This is a genomic window from Coleofasciculus chthonoplastes PCC 7420, assembly GCF_000155555.1.
Taxonomy (GTDB): domain Bacteria; phylum Cyanobacteriota; class Cyanobacteriia; order Cyanobacteriales; family Coleofasciculaceae; genus Coleofasciculus; species Coleofasciculus chthonoplastes_A.
On sequence record NZ_DS989856.1, the window covers coordinates 46,236 to 66,825 of the forward strand.

Annotated in this window: 13 protein-coding genes; 7 read left to right on the forward strand and 6 right to left on the reverse strand. The window is 46.2% G+C overall.

What is annotated here, in order from left to right:
* Positions 1-197: 197 nt before the first annotated feature.
* The 4 genes from MC7420_RS21325 (at position 198) to MC7420_RS21335 (ending at position 6,718) form a co-directional block, all read left to right on the forward strand.
* Positions 198-4,496: a HEAT repeat domain-containing protein gene (locus MC7420_RS21325; RefSeq protein WP_006102839.1), complete on the forward strand. Its 4,299-nt coding sequence runs from the start codon at positions 198-200 to the stop codon at positions 4,494-4,496.
* 80 nt (positions 4,497-4,576) lie between these two features.
* Positions 4,577-4,864: a hypothetical protein gene (locus MC7420_RS40105; RefSeq protein ID WP_232231755.1), complete on the forward strand. Its 288-nt coding sequence runs from the start codon at positions 4,577-4,579 to the stop codon at positions 4,862-4,864.
* Positions 4,791-5,354 (forward strand): Uma2 family endonuclease, encoded by a 564-nt coding sequence (locus tag MC7420_RS21330; RefSeq protein WP_006103034.1) that lies wholly within the window; start codon positions 4,791-4,793, stop codon positions 5,352-5,354. Before MC7420_RS40105 ends, MC7420_RS21330 begins: the two co-directional genes overlap by 74 nt.
* Positions 5,355-6,307: 953 nt before the next feature.
* On the forward strand, positions 6,308-6,718 hold the full coding sequence (locus MC7420_RS21335; RefSeq protein WP_157453268.1) for a hypothetical protein: 411 nt from the start codon (positions 6,308-6,310) through the stop codon (positions 6,716-6,718).
* Between the two features lie 362 nt (positions 6,719-7,080).
* On the opposite strand, the gene tftA is transcribed toward MC7420_RS21335, so the two are convergent.
* Complete coding sequence (gene tftA / locus MC7420_RS21340; protein WP_006102855.1) at positions 7,081-9,726, reverse strand: hormogonium tapered terminus morphoprotein TftA; 2,646 nt, start codon at positions 9,724-9,726, stop codon at positions 7,081-7,083.
* Positions 9,727-9,965: 239 nt separating this feature from the next.
* Here tftA and MC7420_RS21345 point away from each other — a divergent pair, with 239 nt between their 5' ends.
* On the forward strand, positions 9,966-10,595 hold the full coding sequence (locus MC7420_RS21345) for a CatB-related O-acetyltransferase (protein WP_044208773.1): 630 nt from the start codon (positions 9,966-9,968) through the stop codon (positions 10,593-10,595).
* Between the two features lie 257 nt (positions 10,596-10,852).
* Here MC7420_RS21345 and MC7420_RS40110 read toward each other — a convergent pair whose 3' ends face one another.
* The 5 genes from MC7420_RS40110 to MC7420_RS21365 form a co-directional block, all read right to left on the reverse strand.
* Positions 10,853-11,077: a hypothetical protein gene (locus MC7420_RS40110; protein WP_157453269.1), complete on the reverse strand. Its 225-nt coding sequence runs from the start codon at positions 11,075-11,077 to the stop codon at positions 10,853-10,855.
* A 375-nt stretch (positions 11,078-11,452) separates the two neighbouring features.
* Positions 11,453-15,034 (reverse strand): GAF domain-containing protein, encoded by a 3,582-nt coding sequence (locus MC7420_RS21350; RefSeq protein ID WP_006102923.1) that lies wholly within the window; start codon positions 15,032-15,034, stop codon positions 11,453-11,455.
* Between the two features lie 448 nt (positions 15,035-15,482).
* A complete protein-coding gene (locus MC7420_RS21355) occupies positions 15,483-15,797 on the reverse strand; it encodes a hypothetical protein (RefSeq protein ID WP_006102893.1) in 315 nt (104 codons plus the stop codon).
* Between the two features lie 399 nt (positions 15,798-16,196).
* Entirely contained in the window at positions 16,197-16,517 is a 321-nt protein-coding gene (locus tag MC7420_RS21360) for a hypothetical protein (RefSeq protein ID WP_232231756.1), read from the reverse strand.
* Between the two features lie 344 nt (positions 16,518-16,861).
* Positions 16,862-17,734 carry an alpha/beta fold hydrolase gene (locus MC7420_RS21365; RefSeq protein WP_006102972.1) on the reverse strand — a complete coding sequence of 291 codons (873 nt, stop codon included), beginning with the start codon at positions 17,732-17,734 and terminating at the stop codon, positions 16,862-16,864.
* 265 nt (positions 17,735-17,999) lie between these two features.
* Between MC7420_RS21365 and MC7420_RS21370 the strand changes: the two genes are divergently transcribed.
* Together MC7420_RS21370 and MC7420_RS21375 are read left to right on the forward strand one after the other, a co-directional pair.
* A complete protein-coding gene (locus MC7420_RS21370) occupies positions 18,000-19,202 on the forward strand; it encodes an RNA-guided endonuclease InsQ/TnpB family protein (RefSeq protein ID WP_006102936.1) in 1,203 nt (400 codons plus the stop codon).
* Positions 19,203-19,415: 213 nt separating this feature from the next.
* The gene (locus MC7420_RS21375; protein WP_006103050.1) at positions 19,416-20,561 is read left to right on the forward strand and encodes a response regulator; all 1,146 of its coding nucleotides are present in this window, start codon (positions 19,416-19,418) and stop codon (positions 20,559-20,561) included.
* Positions 20,562-20,590: the final 29 nt, after the last annotated feature.

Genomic DNA, 20,590 nt, shown 5'->3' on the forward strand with positions numbered 1-20,590 from the left:
ATTACATCAGGATACAACCGAAAAGATAATAGTAAAACCCGCCCCTACCCATTGACGCGCTTAAGCTGTCATGAATTTAAATTAGGTATTAGTAGCGAGCAAGATGCCTGCACTACAAGGATTGCGCCATTATTGATATTAAGGTTTAAATACCGAACAGCTTATCCCATAAAACGTCAACCCCATCCCAGTTTAAGATGAGTTACTATGGTCTTGACCAACTCCGGGAATCCATGGTGAAAATCCTGAATCCCGCGAAAGGAGAAACCGCAGGTTCAGGTTTCATCATTCGGGCTGATGGTTATTTAATCACTTGTCACCATGTTATTTATTTACTCGATCGCCTTATAGTAGAGTATCAGGGACAGGAATACGAGGCGCAATGGTGCGAAGCCTTATCCAATCCTGATGTCGATATTGCTATTCTCAAGATAACGATTGAAAACGCCCCCGCCGTACCGATTATTAATCCCCAACACTTATCAACCTCGGTAACGGTTTATGGATTTCCGCCCTCGCAACAGAAATATTTTCCCGAAGGAATTAACTTTTCCGCCCCAACCATTCGCCCCAGTGCGCCTGTTAAACTTCTACCCACCTATCGCATCCAAACTGTAACCGCCACAAACCCTTGGAATCGATTACCCCAAGAACAGTCTACCTTTCTCTCTCATCGAATTGATGCCAAAGTCGAGTCAGGAACTAGCGGCGGCGCTGTTTTTGCCGAAGACTTGGGGGGTGTGGTAGGCGTGATTCAGTGTAGTAAACGGGATGAAAGTTATCTGATTCGCTGGGACAATTGTTTAGAGAGTTTAGATGCACTGGGGTTAGAACCGGAGAAGAATGCCGTTTGTCAATTTCTGGAGGCGATTGAAAATGATCAACGATTTAAATCCATTGGCTTGTTCCACACGCCGCAAAACGTTGTATTGCAAGCGCAATATATTCCCATTCAAGTCACCCTGGAACGGAAATATAAGCATGAGGTAGAAACGACTTGGGGGTATGGGGAATCTGAGGCAGAAATTAAACAGGCTTATGCGCTCAAAGGTGGAGTGGAAGAAGTTGAGGAATCGCGACAAACTCAGGTGGATTGGCAAGAGGCGAAAAAAGAATATTCAAGACTCATGGTACTGGCTGATCCGGGGATGGGAAAGTCTACATTATTAAAAATGGAGGCGGGATTAATCGCTAAACAAGAGAGGGAAAACCTAACCTCCCAGATTTCTTCTCGATTAGATCTCTCTTCCGTTACCTTGACAGATCCCCCTTCCGTCCCCCTTAAAAAGGGGGAAACTAAAGAAGGCTTCGCTTTTGATTCCATGGGGGAAACTAAAGAAGGCGGCGCTGATGTTGTACAGAACGGAGAACCAGATCTTTCGCATATAACCCCCCTTTTGAAGGGGGGTAGGGGGGATCAAAAAGCCTTGGCTGAGAGTTCAACTGTAGACTTAAATAAGGTAGGAAATGGGAAAATAGACAATGTAATATTCCCCCTCTTTCTGCGCCTATCCGATTTAGATGAAACCCCCCAAGAAATCATTAATGCAATCCCTCAACTGATCCAGCGAGATTATCCCAAAAACTATCCGGCTATCGACACCCTACTCAAAGACAAATTAGAGAACGGCAAATGTTACTTACTCTTAGATGCCTTAGATGAAGTCCCCAAACAGAATCGGACTCGTTTAGCCGAAAAGCTAAACCGATTTGCCCGCAATTATAACTGTCCGATGATTTGCACCTCTCGCATTGTTGGCTATGGCGGTGCATTTTTGTCCGAGGCGAAAGAAGTAGAAATTGTTCCGTTTAGTCAAAAGCAAACTGAAGCCTATATTCAAACCTGGTTTAAAAATGCGGCGGGTTATCTAGAGGATGATTCTGTCTCAGCCGAGGGATTGATTGAAGAACTCCGCCATAAACCCCAAATTAGTGGATTAGCTCAAAATCCATTATTGTTGTCATTACTGTGTAGTTTATATCAAGTCAAAGGATTGACGCTTCCAGCACGGCGGACTCAGGTGTATGGTAAAGCCGTGGATTATATGTTGGGAAAATGGGGAGTTGACAATCATCGACAATCGGTTAATCAGGCGCGAGTATCAGCAAAAAAAGAGCTTTTGCAGGAACTGGCTTATCAATTGAGTGATGAAGGCAAGGAAATTTTTTCCATAGATGAACTTAGGAGTAAGATAGAAAACTATCTGAGAAGTGAGCAGGCGTGCAGCGATTTTAAAACGCTGAGTGCGGCGAGTTTGATTGAGGAGTTGTCAGAAAACGATGGTATTATTCAACTATTGGATAGAGGGGGCGATCGCTATCTTTTTCTCCACCGCACGTTTCAGGAGTATTTGACAGCAGCGTATTTGAGTCGGGTTGAGAATGGGGTGGCGTTAGCGGGGCAGCATTTTTGGGACTATGACTGGCATGAAACCCTAAGTTTGCTGGCGGGATTGATGGATGATCCGATTCCTTTGCTGCAAGGGATTATGAAGGAAAAGGATGATATTTTTAAGACGCTTTTACTTTTGGCGGGGCGATGTCTGGCGGAATGTTCAGAATGTTCTCACCCTTTGGTTGCTAAGGTAATTGATAGACTCTACCAGTTTTGGCTGTTTTATCCAAAGGCTGGGTTTATCACCTCTACACTTATGGTACTGAGTCAGGTGAATTCACAGATGGTTCAGACGTGGCAAGCAGCCCTCAATCATTCCGATCGTTCCGTGAGAAGGAGTGCAGCAGCAGCTTTGGGTGAGATCGGCAATCCTCAAGCAATCGCTGCCCTCAATGATTCCGATAGTTTAGTGAGAGAGAAAGCAGCAGAAGCTTTGGGTAAGATAGGCAACAATCAAGCGGTCGATAGTTTAATCGCTGCCCTCAATGATTCCGATAGTTTAGTGAGAGAGAAAGCAGCAGAAGCTTTGGGTAAGATAGGCAACAATCAAGCGGTCGATAGTTTAATTGCTGCCCTCAATGATTCCCATAGTTCCGTGAGAGAGAAAGCAGCAGAAGCTTTGGGTGAGATAGGCAATCCTCAAGCGGTCGAGGGTTTAATCGCTGCGCTCAATCATTCCGATAATGATGTGAGAGAGAAAGCAGCAGTGGCTTTGGGTAAGATAGGTAATCCTCAAGCTGTCGAGGGTTTAATCGCTGCCCTCAATCATTCCCATAGTTACGTGAGAACACAAGCAGCATTCGCTTTGGGTGAGATAGGCAATCCTCAAGCTGTCGATAGTTTAATCGCTGCCCTCAATGATTCCGATAATCATGTGAGAAGCAGTGCAGCAGTAGCTTTGGGTGTGATAGGCAATCCTCAAGCTGTCGATAGTTTAATCGCTGCCCTCAATGATTCCGATAGTTCCGTGAGAATGTATGCAGCAGTAGCTTTGGGTGTGATAGGCAATCCTCAAGCTGTCGATAGTTTAATCGCTGCCCTCAATCATTCCCATAGTTCCATGAGATGGAGTGCAGCATTCGCTTTGGGTAAGATAGGTAATCCTCAAGCTGTCGATAGTTTAATCGCTGCCCTCAATCATTCCGATAGTTCCGTGAGCAGTGAAGCAGTAAAAGCTTTGGGTAAGATAGGCAATCCTCAAGCTGTCGATAGTTTAATCGCTGCCCTCAATCATTCCGATAGTTCCGTGAGCAGTGAAGCAGTAAAAGCTTTGGGTAAGATAGGCAATCCTCAAGCTGTCGATAGTTTAATCGCTGCCCTCAATCATTCCCATAGTTACGTCAGATGTAGTGCAGCAGTAGCTTTGGCTAAGATAGGCAATCCTCAAGCTGTCGATAGTTTAATCGCTGCCCTCAATCATTCCCATAGTTACGTGAGAACACAAGCAGCATTCGCTTTGGGTGAGATAGGCAATCCTCAAGCTGTCGATAGTTTAATTGCTGCCCTCAATCATTCCCATAGTTCCATAAGAGAGAAAGCAGCATTCGCTTTGGGTGAGATAGGCAATCCTCAAGCTGTCGAGGGTTTAATCGCTGCCCTCAATGATTCTGATAGTTCCGTGAGCAGTGAAGCAGTAAAAGCTTTAGCTAAGATAGGCAATACTCAAGCTGTCGAGGGTTTAATTGCTGACCTCAATTATCCCTCTGTTTTCGTGAGCAGTGAAGCAGCAGAAGCTTTGGCTAAGATAGGCAATACTCAAGCTGTCGAGGGTTTAATCGCTGCCCTCAATCATTCCGATTTTTACGTGAGATGGGAAGCAGTAAAAGCTTTGGGTAAGATAGGGAATGCAGAAATATTGGCAAAGCTAATTAAGTTTCTAGAGATCAACATCTATCGTGATGACATATTTACCCTAGCGCGGACATTAGCGGTTCGATTCAGCAAAGAAAACCTGCCTTTTATTCCCGTCTATCCTAAGTTGGTTCGCTTTAGCTATTCACCCCTATTGGCAACGGTAAAGCATCATTGGCGAGAGCAAAAACAAAAAGCAAGGGGAAAGCGTTGGGGGCGTTTAAATTTGGCAATTCCAATCTTTGAATAGGTCTGAAACCCTTGGAATTGCCTTACTTTAGGTAATGCTTTGTCCAAAACGGGATGCTCCCAAAGCGTTCAACGGGGTGATTGGTTCAGGATGCGATTTTGAACCAGGGGAGGGCGGGTTTGGCACAACAGTTATCGGTTACATCCCAACAGTTAACCCCTAAACCTGTCCCTACGGATTGTTTTGATCAGATCGTGCGATACAATAGACAATCTCTTGGAGACGATATTACGGCATTCTGTCAAGTCCAAGAAACACTGGTGGGATTAACCTGTAAGGAGGCGACTCGCAACGATGACAACGACGCTAGATCAAACCATTACCTTAACCGAATTCCTCAACCTGCCAGAGACAAAACCTGCCAGTGAATTTATTAATGGTCGCATCTACCAAAAACCAATGCCCCAAGGCAAACACTCTCGCTTACAGTTTCAACTTTGCCATAAGATAAACCACGTCGCTGAAGAGTCGCAAATTGCCCTCGCTTTTCCTGAACTGCGTTGCACCTTTGGCGGGCGTTCAATTGTTCCTGATGTTACCGTATTTCAATGGCAACGAATACCTATTGATGCTAACCGTGAAATCGAAAATGTATTCGCACTTTCTCCCGATTGGACAATTGAAATTCTCTCCCCTGATCAGAATGCCACAAAGGTGATCAGAAATATCCTCCATTGCCTGAGACAGGGTACTCAGTTAGGATGGTTTATTGACCCGGATGAGCGATTAATTCTGGTATTCTTGCCGGGAGAACAACCCCTGGAGATGACAGGTGATGATCTCTTAAGAGTTCCTGAATTTTTGGACTTAAATCTAACCGTCGCTCAGGTATTTGCTTGGTTAAAAGCTGGAAAATAATATCCTCACGCTACAGTTAAGTTAAGGTGAACGTCCTGGTTTCGTAGTAGGCACGAAGCGTGCCAGAAGCGCTAAAGCGCTGACTACAAACTCTGATTTGTTCGCCACGCGATCGCATGGCTGGGGAAGAGCGGGTTTTGTAGAATAGTTAGCGGTTACATGCCAAAGGTTTATTCCTAAACCTGCCCCTACGGGTTGGGTGGATGAGGGCGCGATCGCATGGCTGGGGAAGAGCGGGTTTTGTAGAATAGTTAGCGGTTACATGCCAAAGGTTTATTCCTAAACCTGCCCCTACGGGTTGGGTGGATGAGGGCGCGATCGCACGGCTGGGGGAGGGCGGGTTTTGTAGAATAGTTAGCGGTTACATGTCAAATGTTTATCCCTAAACCCGCCCCTACAGGTTATGTGGATGAGGGCGCGATCGCACGGCTGGGGGAGGGCGGGTTTTGTAGAATAGTTAGCGGTTACATGTCAAATGTTTATCCCTAAACCCGCCCCTACAGGTTGGGTGGATGAGGGCGCGATCGCACGGCTGGGGAAGGGCGGGTTTTGTAGAATAGTTAGCGGTTACATGCCAAAGGTTTATGACTAAACCCGCCCCTACAGGTTATGTGGATGAGGGCGCGATCGCAGGATGACTTGCCTTTGGATAGATACGCTAGATTCAATGCATTGCTAAAGTTTAAAATTAAGTCAGTTTAAGCTGTTCGGTACTTAAACCTTAATTAATACCCAATTTAAATGCATGACAGCTTATCTCATGGGAAACAAGCAAAAGCTTTCCAAAAATTGTATTTAATAATACAAAAAATCGGTGAAATCAGCTAAGCATTTGCCGGATCATCAATTAGAATACTCGTCCACAATTTTTTCCCCAAATGCTTCACCGCTACTGAATCAACTGACGGGGTGTATCTACCCAAACCAACCATTCAACTCTGAGGACAAAGGTAATGATGCGTAAAATAATCATCCCTTTAGGCGCTGGCGTACTTGTCGCTGGCTTGACACCAACCGTCGGCGCTATGCCCATTGAACCCTCTCAACCCGACAACGCCACCCTATCTGGTGAGTCGCTACAGGGACTCGATAGTCGTAGCCTAAACGATAACGCCACATTTTTCCCTCAAGCTTCATCCAGATTTCAACCTGAATCTGTCGCATTACCTGATAATGAATCAGAGAATGAAACTCCCGCCATCTCGTTATTTGGCATAAAATTATCGGCTGAAGAATCGCCGTCTGATTCCGACGATTACCCATCTACTTATTTAGAATTAAGCGATTTGGAGGTTTCGGCGGGTGGATCATCCCTGGATAGTGAGCAAGTGGTGAACGTGAAGTATCGACTTCTTTCGCCTTAAATTTTGTACAAGGATTGAGGAAATGTAGAGATGCTTCTAGCATCCTGTCTGTAGGGGCGGGTTTCACTATTATCGTTTCTTTTTTACCCAGATGTGACAAAACCCGCCCCGACCGAATGTTACAGTTCAAAATTTCCCCCCTCATCCCCTAACCCCTTCTCCCACCGTGGGGAGAAGGGGAACCAGATTCTCTTACTCCCCTCTCCCGTGCAAAAAAAGCGAAGCAACATCTGCTCTCCCCATTTTGAAGGGGGACGGAAGGGGGATCTAAAAGGGGGGAACGAGGGGGGTCAGAGAGGGGTTGAGCTTAAGTTGACACCAATGGCAAGCGGGTCGCCCCTACAGGGAAACCAAAGGTAACATTAAAGCCCACAAGGACTATCGCTACCGTTATTTTCCTTATGCGCTACCGTATGACTCAAACGCATAAAGAAGGATTGAGGTGTGTCTTCCACATCAGACACCACACCATGTAAACGCCGCACTAATGCCATAATCTTATTCCCATACTCCGGATCAGGACTCCAGCGCCGACTCAACTCATACACCGAAGGCGCACTCCCGCGTAAGACGAACTGGAACCGAGGACTGACAATGGGCGGATGTTCAATCGGTGCAGTCGTTCCATAGGCTTTGAGGTGCTGAATATGGGCTTTCACACCTGTGCGAATATCTGGGAAAAATGCACCCGCCGGATCACTATTGGCTGTCCCTAAACCGCCAAAGTTATTCTGTTCTGGTTGTAATAAACCACCAAAGCGTAAGAAATCGGTCACGAGACACATCTGACAAAAGGCAATGTCGTGATTGACATCTTCTTTTTCCGCTTCTTCAATGTAAATGGTATGGATGTCGGGGAACTGATCCAGGGCTTTGTCATTATTACTGGTGAGAAAGGCTTTTAAATCCGCTTCTGTGGCATTGCCAAACCAAATAATCTTGTCCGATTCATCCAAATCAGTTTGAGTGGCTGTATTTAGTAATACCGTTCGGGTATCACTATCCCAGCCGACAGAGATATTAAAAGGTTGGAGATCAACCGCTTTTACATACACGACATTGCCATAACTGATTTGGCGAATATCCGATTCCACAGTCAGATCAACACCTAAATTCTCTACCAGATCCGCCGGAATATAGGAATTCCCGTTGACGAGAAGCCCTTTTTCGTCATGATCGTAGTTTTGAATTTTGATATTAATCAGTCGGAAATGGGGTGAAGTTTGATCTGATTTTGCCGTTTGACCACTCCATTGCAGCAAGCCATCCGCTAAACCTTGGGCAAAGCGATCGCGGTTTTCTTGAAGTAAGGTTAAGTCTTCGGGATTATCTAAGAAACAGAGATTGAAGATAATCGACGCCGCCGCGACTTCACGACAAAACGGAAGCTGATTTTTGGCACTTAAGGTATCCGGTTTAACACCACGAGAGAGGGCTTTTCCTGGTAAACGCAGTTCGGGGACTTTCTCCAAGAATGCCTCTAAGACCAACTTAGCATCATCCTTGCGGTCTTCGTTTCCATCAATATAATAGGCTTCAGTACCCCGAACTGAACCATTAAAGGCATTACCACCCAGTTCTATCGCCACATCCCCAGGCAGAACGCGATCGTTGATCCATTTGATTGTACCGCCCAGATCCAGATCATCGGGTACCGTCAGGAAATTAACGCCGCGTGACTGGAGTTCCTGCACCAAGGCGTTACGAGTAAGAATCATTTCCTCGGCTTCCGTCGTCCCTAAAGCAACAACGCCGGGATCTTTCAGGTCATGACCCGCAGAAATAAAGATGCGCCCGACAGCCGTTGCGGGTGGATGCGTGGGTTTAGTGGGTTCGGGTTCGGGTTCGGGTTCGGGTTCAGGTTCTGGAGTGGGTTTGGGTTCAGGTTCGGGCGGTGAAATAACCACAGGTGCGCCGAAAAATCCCAGTTGCACGAGAGTAGCCGGTCCCACCACACCATCGGTAATTAGGTTCCTTGCCTTTTGAAACAGCTTGACTGCTGCTTGAGTTCCTGGTCCAAACACGCCATCTACCCCAACATCAATTTTGGCATCTGCTAACGCTTGCTGGATTTTGCGGACATCTATACCATGCATGTATGGACTTGTCAACTTAATGATTTCAAAGCCCTGCCAGACTTCCCCAAAACCGCCGATAATACTCCGATTCAGTCGCCGTTCAGTGGCGGGTCCATAGCCCCCATCTTCGGCAATTCGATCCTGGGGATTGTATCGATTCCAAACCCGTTGGAACGCCCGTACCGCTAGGCTACGAATATCACGTCCGCCACGAATATAGTCGAAGTGAGGATAATCCCTCGGACCCAACCATCGCCAGCCATGTCGTTCTAGAAAGGGACGCCAGCCATCGGTATCTTGGATATCCAGCGCTAAACCACTTTGGTGATTACTACGAGGCGGACGGGCGGCGAGTTGAATCCCACAGCGACGACCTCCCCGATAGTGATTGTAGAGGATAAGCTGTTGGGCAATGGTGCGATACGCCGAATTGATAGTTAGAGGAATTCCGCGATCGCGAATTGCCCGCCCCAGGGCGGCTTTAGCACCAGGCTGAAGGAAGGGCCACACAGCTTGTCCCAGACGCACATTCAAGTCTTCAAAACTGACCAGGGTGTCAGGTGTGATAAAGTTCATCTCATTAATCACCTGCTGATCCAGTCCCCGCACAACATGGGTGGAACAGGAACGCACATTAAACAGAACTTCGGTAGAACCAGGGGGAGACACTGGGGGTAGCACCACGGTTTCGCCGTCCCAAATCTGAATATGGTCGGTAAAGGCGTACCATGTATTCTTGTTGTTAAATCGGTCTGTGGCAAACGCCACCCGGATATGGTGAGGTTCTCCGTCCTTAGGGTCCCAACTGTGCAGTACTAACTCTGTCCCTTCCGTCAGACTATAAAGGTCTTCTGGGTTAGAGATTTGACTACTATCGACAGGTTGCTGTTTGAGGAGGGTATCTTCAAATACTTTAAGGGTTAAAGCCATTGGCTGTTCATTTAAAATGATTTTGAGCAATTTTAGTTATTTTATTATATTGCTGATTGGGATTTCTTATTCAAGAGAGATGAGAGTCTATCATTCAATGCTCAAGTCTTAAAAATTAATTAAGAAATAGCGATTTAGTCCCCAGTCAGGTTATACAGAATCCGGGTTGTCGTTAACTTTAATAGTCCCCACCGACTTCAGTGGTGACTTCTAGCTGTCAAAGTCCCAAGGGATTAACCATGATTTGTGGACCTTCCCCCCAGAGCAAATATCCATTAGCTGACCAAACTCGGTTAGTTTTTTTAAATAATATTATCAATAATCCTAACATTATTGTTGGTGACTACACCTATTACGATGATTTCGAGAATCCAGAAAATTTTGAACGGAATGTTTTATATCACTTTGATTTTGTCGGTGATCAGCTACTAATTGGCAAATTTTGCGCGATTGCCTCAGATGTCAAGTTTATTATGAATGGGGGGAATCATCGCACCGATTGGTTTACTAATTATCCCTTTCCAATTTTTGGTTCCGGATGGGAAGTCGCCATGCCGGATAGCTGGCCCCACAAAGGGGATACGGTGATTGGGAATGATGTCTGGATAGGTTATGGCGCAACAATTATGCCTGGTGTTCATGTAGGGGATGGGGCAATTATCGCCACAGCATCAGTGGTGACTCGCCCGGTTGAACCTTATGCGATTGTGGGGGGAAATCCGGCGCAAGAAATCCGCAAGCGTTTTGAGGATAACGTTATTGAGGAACTGTTAGAGATTCAATGGTGGAACTGGGATATTGAGAAGATTACTCGTAATCTGAACGCCATTTGTGGTTCAGATATACAGGCGTTACGGGAAGCTGCATGACTGGGTGCTAGTGAAGTGCGATCGCGTTTAATATTCTCCAGCTAATGAATAACAGATCAGTTTCAGGCTGTCAGCTATTGATCCAAAACTGGGTGTGACACCCCTCATCCCTAAAGGCGATTATAAGAGTAGTAGATGTACCGAATAGAGAGAGTTGCATGAGAGAGTGGCTCTCTTCTTTCTTTTGGGATGTCCGGGGTGTCGGCTTATGTAAACTAATGTAACAAGTATTTGACCGAAGCGCAAGGGTTGGGGAATTATTTGAGTTGACAAAAGACAGACATCAAAAGGTGCGATCGCGTCTTCATGGCAAAAGCGTCAACAGCAGTAACACCCGAACGAGACAGATACGGGAGTGGGTGCGATCGCACAACGAACAGGAGTAAAACAGTTACCAACACCCACCGCGCCTTTATAATGGCATAGCGTACCGAATTGGATGGATTATATTGTAGGAGCGTGCGCCCAGAAACTCCGTACAATTTATTCTCTACAATTGAATCAGGGCGGGTTTTGTTGTTCAGTTATGGGTGACAAGCTAGCTTGAATCCCTAAACCCGCCCCTACAATTTACTTGATCAACCCTCTAGTAGGGACACGATACAGCACTTTCCGCTCTTATGGGATACGTTTGATCCCCCTAAATCCCCCATGGAACAAAAAGCGAAGCATCCGCTGGCTTCCGCCTTTTTAAGGGGGACGGGAGGGGGATCAAAAGGGGGACGGGAGGGGGATCAAATAGGGGGGACGGGAGGGGGATCAAAAGGGGGACTTTAACGGTAGCAGGGTGTGTTAATACAGCTATTACCGCTGTATATTATGCCCCTACAGGTAGCCCCTAAACCGTCAAGAAAACCTTATTCATAATCCAGTTTTGGATCAACCTTAAACGTTCCCACAGACGCCTGTAACTCTCGCGCCACTTCCACCGTTTTTCGCAGCGAATTCGACACTTTTGTCGAAGAATCTGAGGTTTGGGCTGATACCATAGCAATCTCGTACATCAAACTACTCACCGCTTGCGCCGTTTGTGTCTGAGACACGGTAGCCGTAGAAATTAACTGCACCAATTGGTCAATCTGATAGGATACCTCTAACATCTGACCCAAGCTATTCTTGGCATCATCTACTAACTGTGTCCCTTCTACCACCTGCTTGGTACTTTGTTCCATCGCCTCAACCACCATCGCGGTTTCCCGTTGAATACTCTCAACAATTTCCTCAATTTCTTGAGTCGCCGCCGCCGATTTTGCCGCCAATTCTCCTACTTCTTCAGCAACAACAGCAAAGCCTTGACCCTCTTCACCAGCCCGTGCTGCTTCAATCCCGGCGTTAATAGCAAGTAAGTTGGTTTGTAGGGCAATTTTCTCAATGATAGACACCACCTTGGCAATCTGTTGCGACGACTCACCCAAACGCTTCACTTTTTTCGCCGTCTCCCCAATCGTACTCCGCAGATTTAAGATATTCTCTACCGTTAAATCCATCGCCGCTTGACCCATTTGGGCGGTATTGGATGCTGTACCCGCAACCACCGCCGCTTGGCGAGCGTTCTCGGCGACTTCTTCAATGGACTGGGTCATTTGTTCGACAGAATTTAAAATTTGAGTCGTTTCTTCTGCTTGTTTCAGTGCCGCTTCTGCCAGTTGCTGAATCGCTTGTTCGTCTTCACCAACCGCCATATTCACCTGAATTGCTGACTCTTGTACCCGCGTGACAATCTGCCGCAAGTTCTCCACAATTGAGTTGAAAAAGTCAGCAACGGTGCCAATTTCACCAATGTTGACCTCTGCCCGTACTGTTAAGTCCCCTCTGGCTGCACCTTCCACATCATTAAGCAGTTCAACTAATTGCATTTGAATCGCTTCTTTCTGTTGACGTTGCTCTTCTGCCAGACTTTCAGCTTTTTGACGGGATTGCTCAATTTGGGCTAAGAAATCTAAACGATCTAAGGCTGAACCGAGTTGAATCGCCACCTGTTTAAAGAAGGTCATTTCTGACTCTTGCCACACCCGGCTACTGGAACATTGATGGGTAACTAACAAGCCGTGAAGATCACCATACGCCAAAATCGGTGCGACTAAATTGGCTTTGACGTTAAAGGGTTCCAGTTGACCCAAATAACACTTGTTTAAACCTGCCTTGTGAATATCTTCAATCGCCTTGACCCGCCCCTGCTTGTATTTTTCTACATATTGCTCCGCAAAACAGGGGTCAGCAATATTCGCGCCCAAGGCTTTGGGAAAGCCTTCTGCCACCGATTCAGCCGTGATTGTACCTTTCCAGTTTTCGTCAAATAGATAAACGATCGCGCGATCGGTTTTCATGGTTTTGCGAATTCCTGTAATCGCGGCATGATAAATTTCCTCCACGGTCACGGATTCCCGAATGCTGGATGTAATTTCATTCAGTTGTTGCGCCCGTTCGGTTTCCGCTTCTTTTTCGACCAAGAAGTTCACCCGGTCTAAGGACAAACCAACTTGAATTGCTAACTTCTTGAGAAACTCAATTTCCGAATTCTGCCAATTATGGGGCGCATTACAGTGATGGGCAATCAATAACCCAAATAACTGCTCATCCTTGAGAATGGGGGTGACCAAATTGGCTTTCACTTGTAACCGTTCCATTAACTGGAGGTGATCCGGATGAAAACCCGCTTCAAAAACATTATCGGTGGGTACGACTCGTCCTTGTTTGTAAGCTTCGATCAGAGCATCCCCAATACAAGGGTCTTCAATTTTATCCCCTAAGGCACGAGTCCAAGTGGGAGCGACGGCTTCATTGGAAATGTATCCCCGCCAGTCGGGTTGGAACCGATAAATTACCACCCGATCAACGCCCAGAATTTGCAACGCCCCTTGAACAGCCGTCTGGAAGACTTCCTCTAAATCTCGTTCAGTCCGAGCGCGGGAAATGGCGATGTTGGCAAATAATTCTGCCTGTTGTGTTTCTGCCGATTGCTGATATAATAACCCCTTAACACTGGTGACCAGATTATTAAACGCTTGTGACAAGAGGCGGGTTTCTGTCGGACCTGCGGGTTCAGCGTGAACATTGAGATCCCCTGCAATCATCTGTTCCGCCGTGCCAACCAATTGTTTTAAGGGCATTGCCAAACGACGGGCTAAAAATAACAGGATTGCGGCGATCGCACCGCCCAAGAGCAGAAACGCTAAGGAAAAGGTCAGCGCGGCTTGAGATCCAGTGCGGCGGAGGTCACTTAGTTCCATGGAAACCGCAATCACCCAGTTGGTTTTGGGAACGGTGACCAGAAGATAACGGCGACCCGCGTATTCAAAGTTAGCCCTGTTGAAAGAATCGCCAACCTGAGAGGGGACTGACTCTATGGTTAAATCTTTGAGTGGCAAATTACTCGCTACTGATTCCGCCTGAGGATTCTGAGACTGTAGGCTATCGAGCAACATTTTGGCACCTTGCGCGATCGCATCACCGCCCACAACTGTCTGTTGACCTTCTCCGTCCTGAATCCCGACGTTATGAATGACAGTGACATTACCCTCTTGGGTCAGGGCTAAAAGTTGTACGATTTGAGAATCAACTACGTGTAAATCTGAGAGCAAATTATTCAGCACTGTACCGAACGCTGCGGCGGGTAAGACCCCTTTGACCACACCCAGAAATTCACCTGAGTTCGGATCAGTAATCGCTTGGCTCAGTTCAATTCCAAAGGTATTTGCCGATTGATCAAATGTCGGTTCGATTAACCGACCCTCACCTGTTTTCGTTGCTTGCCACCATTGTTCATCCCGTTGCACAAAGTCCGAGGTCGGGCGACTATAGGCGACGTTAAACCCGTGTTTGTCGGTAAAAAATAATTCCGCAAATTCGCTAACTTCTGCTGTTCTTTGCAGATAACTATTCAGAGCTGAATTGGGTTGAACAATTTTATTTGTGGCGAAGGTTTGTTCAAGCTGCTCAATCGGAATTGTCGTCAGCCCTTCAGTTTGAGCTACTGTTGCCGTATTCTTCGCCGCATTAATGACTAACGGATTATGCGCCACAATTGCGGGAATTTTTTCGGCTTCGGCTAACAACTCAGTGACCAGATCACTGGTTAATAATGCTTCATTTTGTAATAACTGCTCAGTTTGTTCTTGGCTGCGTCCCGAAATAATTCCAGATGTCACCAATCCCGCTAATCCCAAGGGAACCAGTACAGCAGGTAAAATGGTTTGCAATAACTGAATCCGCAGGGGAGTACTGTTCTGGGATAATAAACGATTGTAGCTCGGAAGAGTACGCCCTAGGAAAGAAGGCTGTTTCTTCGGCTCTGGAGGCGTCATTCCTGGGGGGGGAACGGATTCGAGAGAAAGTTGGCTGTTAGGATAATTCGTTGCACTATTTTGATACCCTCTATTCAAAGTGTCTTCATGGGATTGAGCGTTATAAGTGTTAAGTGGATCAAATTTAGTAGCCATGAAATGATGTCCTTGAAATGAGAGTCTTGGTTAATTCTTGATTGTCATACTCGCTTTTTGATCAGCAAGCTACGTTAAAGAATTCTGGCATCGACGGGGGCGAATTTAGTAACACCATGGTCAAAAAACAGGAGGGTAAAAAATTGCCCCTACTCAACAGAAATCAAAAGGGTTTATAAGTCAACTAAAATTGGTGTAAGATGCCGGAAAAAGTATGCTAAGTGGTCTTTATGTACCAACCAAATTGCTATCAATTGTCCAATACCCTATATCAGCTTTACATCATTAGAGAACTCGATCTCAATCTAAAATTTACAATCCAAAACGGTATCAGAGGAATTCTGGTGTTACAAAACACGACAGACACTTATCCTCCCAAGGCGTCTAACAAAGACAGCCATACTTGTTGCTGAATCCTAATTCACCAATGACATAAGACGATATTGGATTAAAGCACTCGTCTGCACGCCACACTAGCCGCCTTGACACCCCCACCCGAGGCAATTAAAGCACCGATGGGACCGCCAACCGCTTCCCCGGCGATCGCCATTTCAATCGCCACCGCCAACGTACAAACATCTAAATCCGCTTCTGATGCAGGTTGCGCTTCTGGATGGTTATCTTTCCAGGCTTGGGCTAAAGGAACGGCAAGTTCTGCTAATTGATTTTCGAGGTCAAATTGCTGTACTTCTTCAGAAGATACAGGTTCAGAGGTTGAGGGATTGAGATTACGTAATTGGTTGTCGGATTTGAATGAACTCATAGTGCTAGTACCTAAAAAAACACCACACTCAGGAATAGTGGGATCGAAGCGAAAACGATAGATTTACCCTGGTGGTGTCCAACCTTGAGGAGAACAGAAGCAAAAGAGGCGAGCGATCGCAGACCCTAGGCTTTCATTCCCAGATACGGTTGAATCTGTAAGACAGTCGTATAACTTGTAATACACTTTCCTTATCATAGGTCAACTACACGAGCATCAGCAACAAAGTCTTAGAGGTTTCATCGAGTCTTCATAAACGGGGGGACTCCGGGTGCAGAGGATATAAGGGAAACAAGGTGGGGGAGTTAACTCAAAACTCTCTCACCTAAGCGGGGTGGGTTTAGTCACATCGGGGTGGCAAAACACGATAATCGTGAAAGTGAGTCCCGACTTCCCCAATCACTCAAACAGAACTGTAACCTCACTGGATTGGGTAAAATAATTCCAAATCGCGATCGCTAAATCATTCTCATATTCCAGCTTTTCAATACCCTGACAATTCTGGCAATCCCCTATACATGATGACGCTTGACCATCTAATGCCCCCTCAGGAATTGCCAAACAAATGTTAACAACCGGGATCTCGTGTCCCTCACCCAATCCGTTATAGGTGCTGAACGTCACCGCAGCAACATAGTCCATATTGATGATCAAATCGGCGAGTCGGATGAATGCCAAGATAAACTCCTCGCACAGATAATTCAATAACTGTTTTGTCAAAAAAAACCTACATAAAAAGGTTAAGTCACACACCCAATTGGTGTAGTCACGATTGAACTCTTCAATTTGGTGTCGTAGATGCACTTACCGACAACAGAATAGATCAGAGAGCTTTCCCTAGCTTGAGTTTTTCTCAAAGGTCGGGTTTCTTTTCTATGCCATTGCCATGACCCTGAAAACGTACTTAACCGTAAGATAGCGTAAAACACGTAATACACCAATAGCATGATAGTCAATCTGCACACTGATCAGCAATAGGCTGATCACAAACATTGGGTGATTAGGGACTGGGGATGGGATAAATTCTCCTCCACACCTGTGCACCCAGGCTTCCCTATCTTCCCTCATCCTTTAAAAAAATCTAACAGCGCCTTGGCTGTCTGTTGTGGCGCTTCCTCTGGTAGAAAATGACCGCACTCCAACGCCTGACCCCGAACATCGATCGCGCGATCGCGCCAAGTTTGTATGACATCATAGCGGCGTTGCATGACGCCTTTTGCTCCCCATAACACCAATAGAGGACATTGAATCTTCTGGTCAATATCTGCCTCATCGTGTTCTAGATCAATAGATGCGGCGGCGCGATAATCTTCACAGGTGGCGTGAATCACAGCAGGTTGACTAAAGCAGCGACTATATTCCGCCATCGCCGCTTCGGTGAACCCCGCCTGTGTCGCACTCCATTGGTGTATCTTGGTTTTCAGGTAAAATTCTGGGTCTGCACCAATCAGTCGTTCGGGGAAATCATAGGGTTGAATCAGAAAAAACCAATGTTCGTAAGCTGTGGCTAGTTCCTTATCCACCGTTTGAAAAATCGTTCGGGTGGGTACAATATCTAAAACCGCCGCTTTATCAACTCGGTTAGGATGGTCAAGCATCAGGCGATGCAACACCCGTCCGCCGCGATCGTGTCCGGCGGCGAAAAACCGCTTAAAACCCAGGATATCCATCAGTTCCACTTGGTCTTGGGCAGTTACCCGTTTAGAATAGGTCAGATGGGCTGGATCAGAGTTGGGTTTATCGCTGTCACCATAGCCGCGCAAATCTGCACAAATCACGGTGAAGTGCTGTGCCAGAACGGGTGCAACCTGATGCCACATTACATAGGTTTGCGGATAACCATGGAGTAATAATAGAGGATATCCTGCGCCACCCATCACCAGATTAATCGTGGTGTCTGAGGTGGTAATTCGATGCTGGGTAAATTGCTCAAACATACGTGCTAACGGAGAATAAGTAGACAGATCTTAACCAAGTAGGTTAGTTTATACTCAGACATGGTATCTTGCTGCTAGTTAGACGGTGCATGGGGTGAAAACCTTTCCAGCAGCAGATACAGGCATTTCCGATTAGTTATCCGTTTGTTGAGCGCGATCGCGCCGTTGAGTTAATTCAGAGCATTTACGTTTCTTACCGAAAAATAGGGTCTAAAGCCTCCCCCTTTTAGGGGGACTTTTAAGATAAATACGCTACCGTATTAGTATGAATTGCCGATATCAATTCAGAATCTATCCCACCCCTGGTCAGCGTCAATCATTGGCGCGGCTATTTGGGTGCGTGCGGGTAGTCTGGAATGATGCTCTTTTCTTGTGCAAGCAATCGAATAAGCTACCTGGCAGCAGTGAACTCCAAAAGCTGTGCATCACTCAGGCTAAGAAAACTGAGGCTAGGGAGTGGTTAGGGCAAGTATCAGCTATTCCTCTACAGCAATCGGTTGCTGACTTAGGGGTAGCATTTAAAAACTTTTTCCAGTCCCGGTCAGGTAAGCGCAAAGGGAAAAAGGTAAACCCGCCACGATTTAAGCGGCGAGTTAACCGTCAGACGGCGCGGTTTACTAGGGGTGGATTCAGGGTTAAGGCGTCCAAGGTCTACCTAGCCAAGATTGGCAATCTAAAGGTCAAGTGGTCACGTCCCTTGCCATCGGTTCCTAGTTCTGTAACGGTGATTAAAGATTGCGCCGGTCGGTACTTTCTCAGTTTCGTGGTTGAGGTGGAACCAGAGAGCAGGCCCGCCAAGAACCCATCCATAGGGATTGATTTGGGGCTAAAGACCTTTGCGAGTTGCAGCAACGGGGAAAAAATTGATAGCCCGGATTATTCCCGCCTCTACCGCAAACTAAAGCGTTGCCAGCGGCGGCTAGCCAAACGCGAACGGGGTAGCAAGCGGCGAGAGCGGATGCGGGTTAAAGTTGCCAAGCTCAATGCCCAAATCCGGGATAAGCGTAAAGACTTTCTGCACAAGTTATCCACCAAGGTAGTTAACGATAACCAAGTGATTGCCTTGGAGGATTTGAATGTTAGCGGTATGCTCAAAAACCGCAAATTATCACGGGCAATATCTCAAGCTGGATGGTATGAATTCCGGTCATTGTGCGAGGGCAAAGCCAACAAGCACAACCGGGATTTTCGGGTCATCAGCCGATGGGAGCCTACCAGTCAGGTTTGCTCAGATTGCGGCTACCGATGGGGCAAAATAGACCTGTCAGTGCGGTCTATCCTGTGCATTAATTGCGGTGCTGAACACGACCGGGATGATAACGCCTCGGTCAACATAGAACAAGTCGGGGTCGGGCAGACCCACGACTCTAAACGGACGGGGAGTGCGTGTAAGACCTCATCTGAGGCAGTGTGCGTTGAGCCGTCAACCCACCGAAAATACATTCAGTTAAACCTGTTTGATTGGTAGGAATCACCGCCCTTTTAGGTCGGTGAGGATGTCAAGTTTCAAGGCAAGCATCTACTCTTTTAGTGCATCGGTTCCATCTTTGTATCAGATGCTAGTTCTTTTGACAAAGAATACTAGCAGTGACCTGAAACTCTCGTGTTATCACGTAGGTCGGGAAGCCACTTGTACTAGGTCGCAAATTTCTATTTATAAAAAATAATTTAATTATTCCGAATGAACTTAACCCGTCTAATTCAAGAGTTAAACGACTATAGTAAACATGGAAACGGAGAGCTAATTCTAAAAAACTCTCAGGCATTTTGGACATTGTACTTGGTTCGGGGTCAATTACTTTATCCGAAGAGTAAACATCATCCCGTGAGACGCTGGAACCGGGCAATCAATCAGCATCGGTCAAATTGGCAGTGGAGGACTGATTACTCCCAGTTTTCCAACCATCTTAGTTGGGAATGTCAGCTCATCGATCGCGGCTTGAGCCAAAAACAACTTAGCCTAATTCAAGCCAAGTTGATCATTCGCAGTTTAGTTCAAGAATGTTTATTTGAACTCACGCCTTACTCGGATTTGAACAGAGACTGGAAGCCCACCCAAACAGCAATATCGACATTTTGCAAAGTTGTCGCCTTATCCAGCAACGAAATACAAACGATTCTGAGTACAACCGAACAAATGCAGCAACAATGGCAAGCGGCTGGGTTGAGTCACCTTCACCCGACTATGGCTCCTATTTTACAAGAGGGAGCAGACATATCCGAATTGCCGATTGAAGACAAGTATCTTAATGGAAAATTAACCTTGTGGGATATTGCGGTTGAGCGAAATCAATCCATCATTGAAGTTACTCAGTCTTTGGTGGATTGGACTAAACGAGGGATGCTCAAATTTCAAGATGTTCCTGATTTGACGTTACCAAACAGCAACGATAATCTTGGGGATACTCCGATAGTTGCTGATAAAAAGCCACCTGAAATCCAGCAAACTCCACCCAAAGCTAAAACCTCTTTAATTGCTTGCATTGATGACAGTCCGGTGTTAACGCTCACGTTAAGGAAAATTTTAATTCCGAATGGATATCAAGTGTTGAGTATTCCCGAACCGATGCGAGGGTTCTCTCAACTGATTGAACATAAGCCAGATTTAATTTTGCTTGACCTCCTTTTACCAAATGCTGATGGCTATAGCATTTGTAAGTTTCTGCGAGAAACGCCTGTGTTTAAAAAGACACCCATTATTATATTAACGGCTAAAAATACGTCAATTGACCGGACTCGCGCTCAACTTGTGGGTGCAACTGGGTTTTTAGCGAAACCGCCTCAAGCTCAAGAATTGTTGGAGATGGTGCAGCAACATTTGGGATAAAGCAGCAAGAAAGCAGGAAGCAAATGCTA

Coding starts and splice junctions, on each gene's coding strand:
- MC7420_RS21325 (WP_006102839.1), top strand. CDS start 198: ATGAGTTACTATGGTCTTGACCAACTCCGGGAATCCATGGTGAAAATC.
- MC7420_RS21330 (WP_006103034.1), top strand. CDS start 4,791: ATGACAACGACGCTAGATCAAACCATTACCTTAACCGAATTCCTCAAC.
- MC7420_RS21335 (WP_157453268.1), top strand. CDS start 6,308: ATGATGCGTAAAATAATCATCCCTTTAGGCGCTGGCGTACTTGTCGCT.
- tftA (WP_006102855.1), bottom strand. CDS start 9,726: ATGGCTTTAACCCTTAAAGTATTTGAAGATACCCTCCTCAAACAGCAA.
- MC7420_RS21345 (WP_044208773.1), top strand. CDS start 9,966: ATGATTTGTGGACCTTCCCCCCAGAGCAAATATCCATTAGCTGACCAA.
- MC7420_RS21350 (WP_006102923.1), bottom strand. CDS start 15,034: ATGGCTACTAAATTTGATCCACTTAACACTTATAACGCTCAATCCCAT.
- MC7420_RS21355 (WP_006102893.1), bottom strand. CDS start 15,797: ATGAGTTCATTCAAATCCGACAACCAATTACGTAATCTCAATCCCTCA.
- MC7420_RS21365 (WP_006102972.1), bottom strand. CDS start 17,734: ATGTTTGAGCAATTTACCCAGCATCGAATTACCACCTCAGACACCACG.
- MC7420_RS21370 (WP_006102936.1), top strand. CDS start 18,000: ATGAATTGCCGATATCAATTCAGAATCTATCCCACCCCTGGTCAGCGT.
- MC7420_RS21375 (WP_006103050.1), top strand. CDS start 19,416: ATGAACTTAACCCGTCTAATTCAAGAGTTAAACGACTATAGTAAACAT.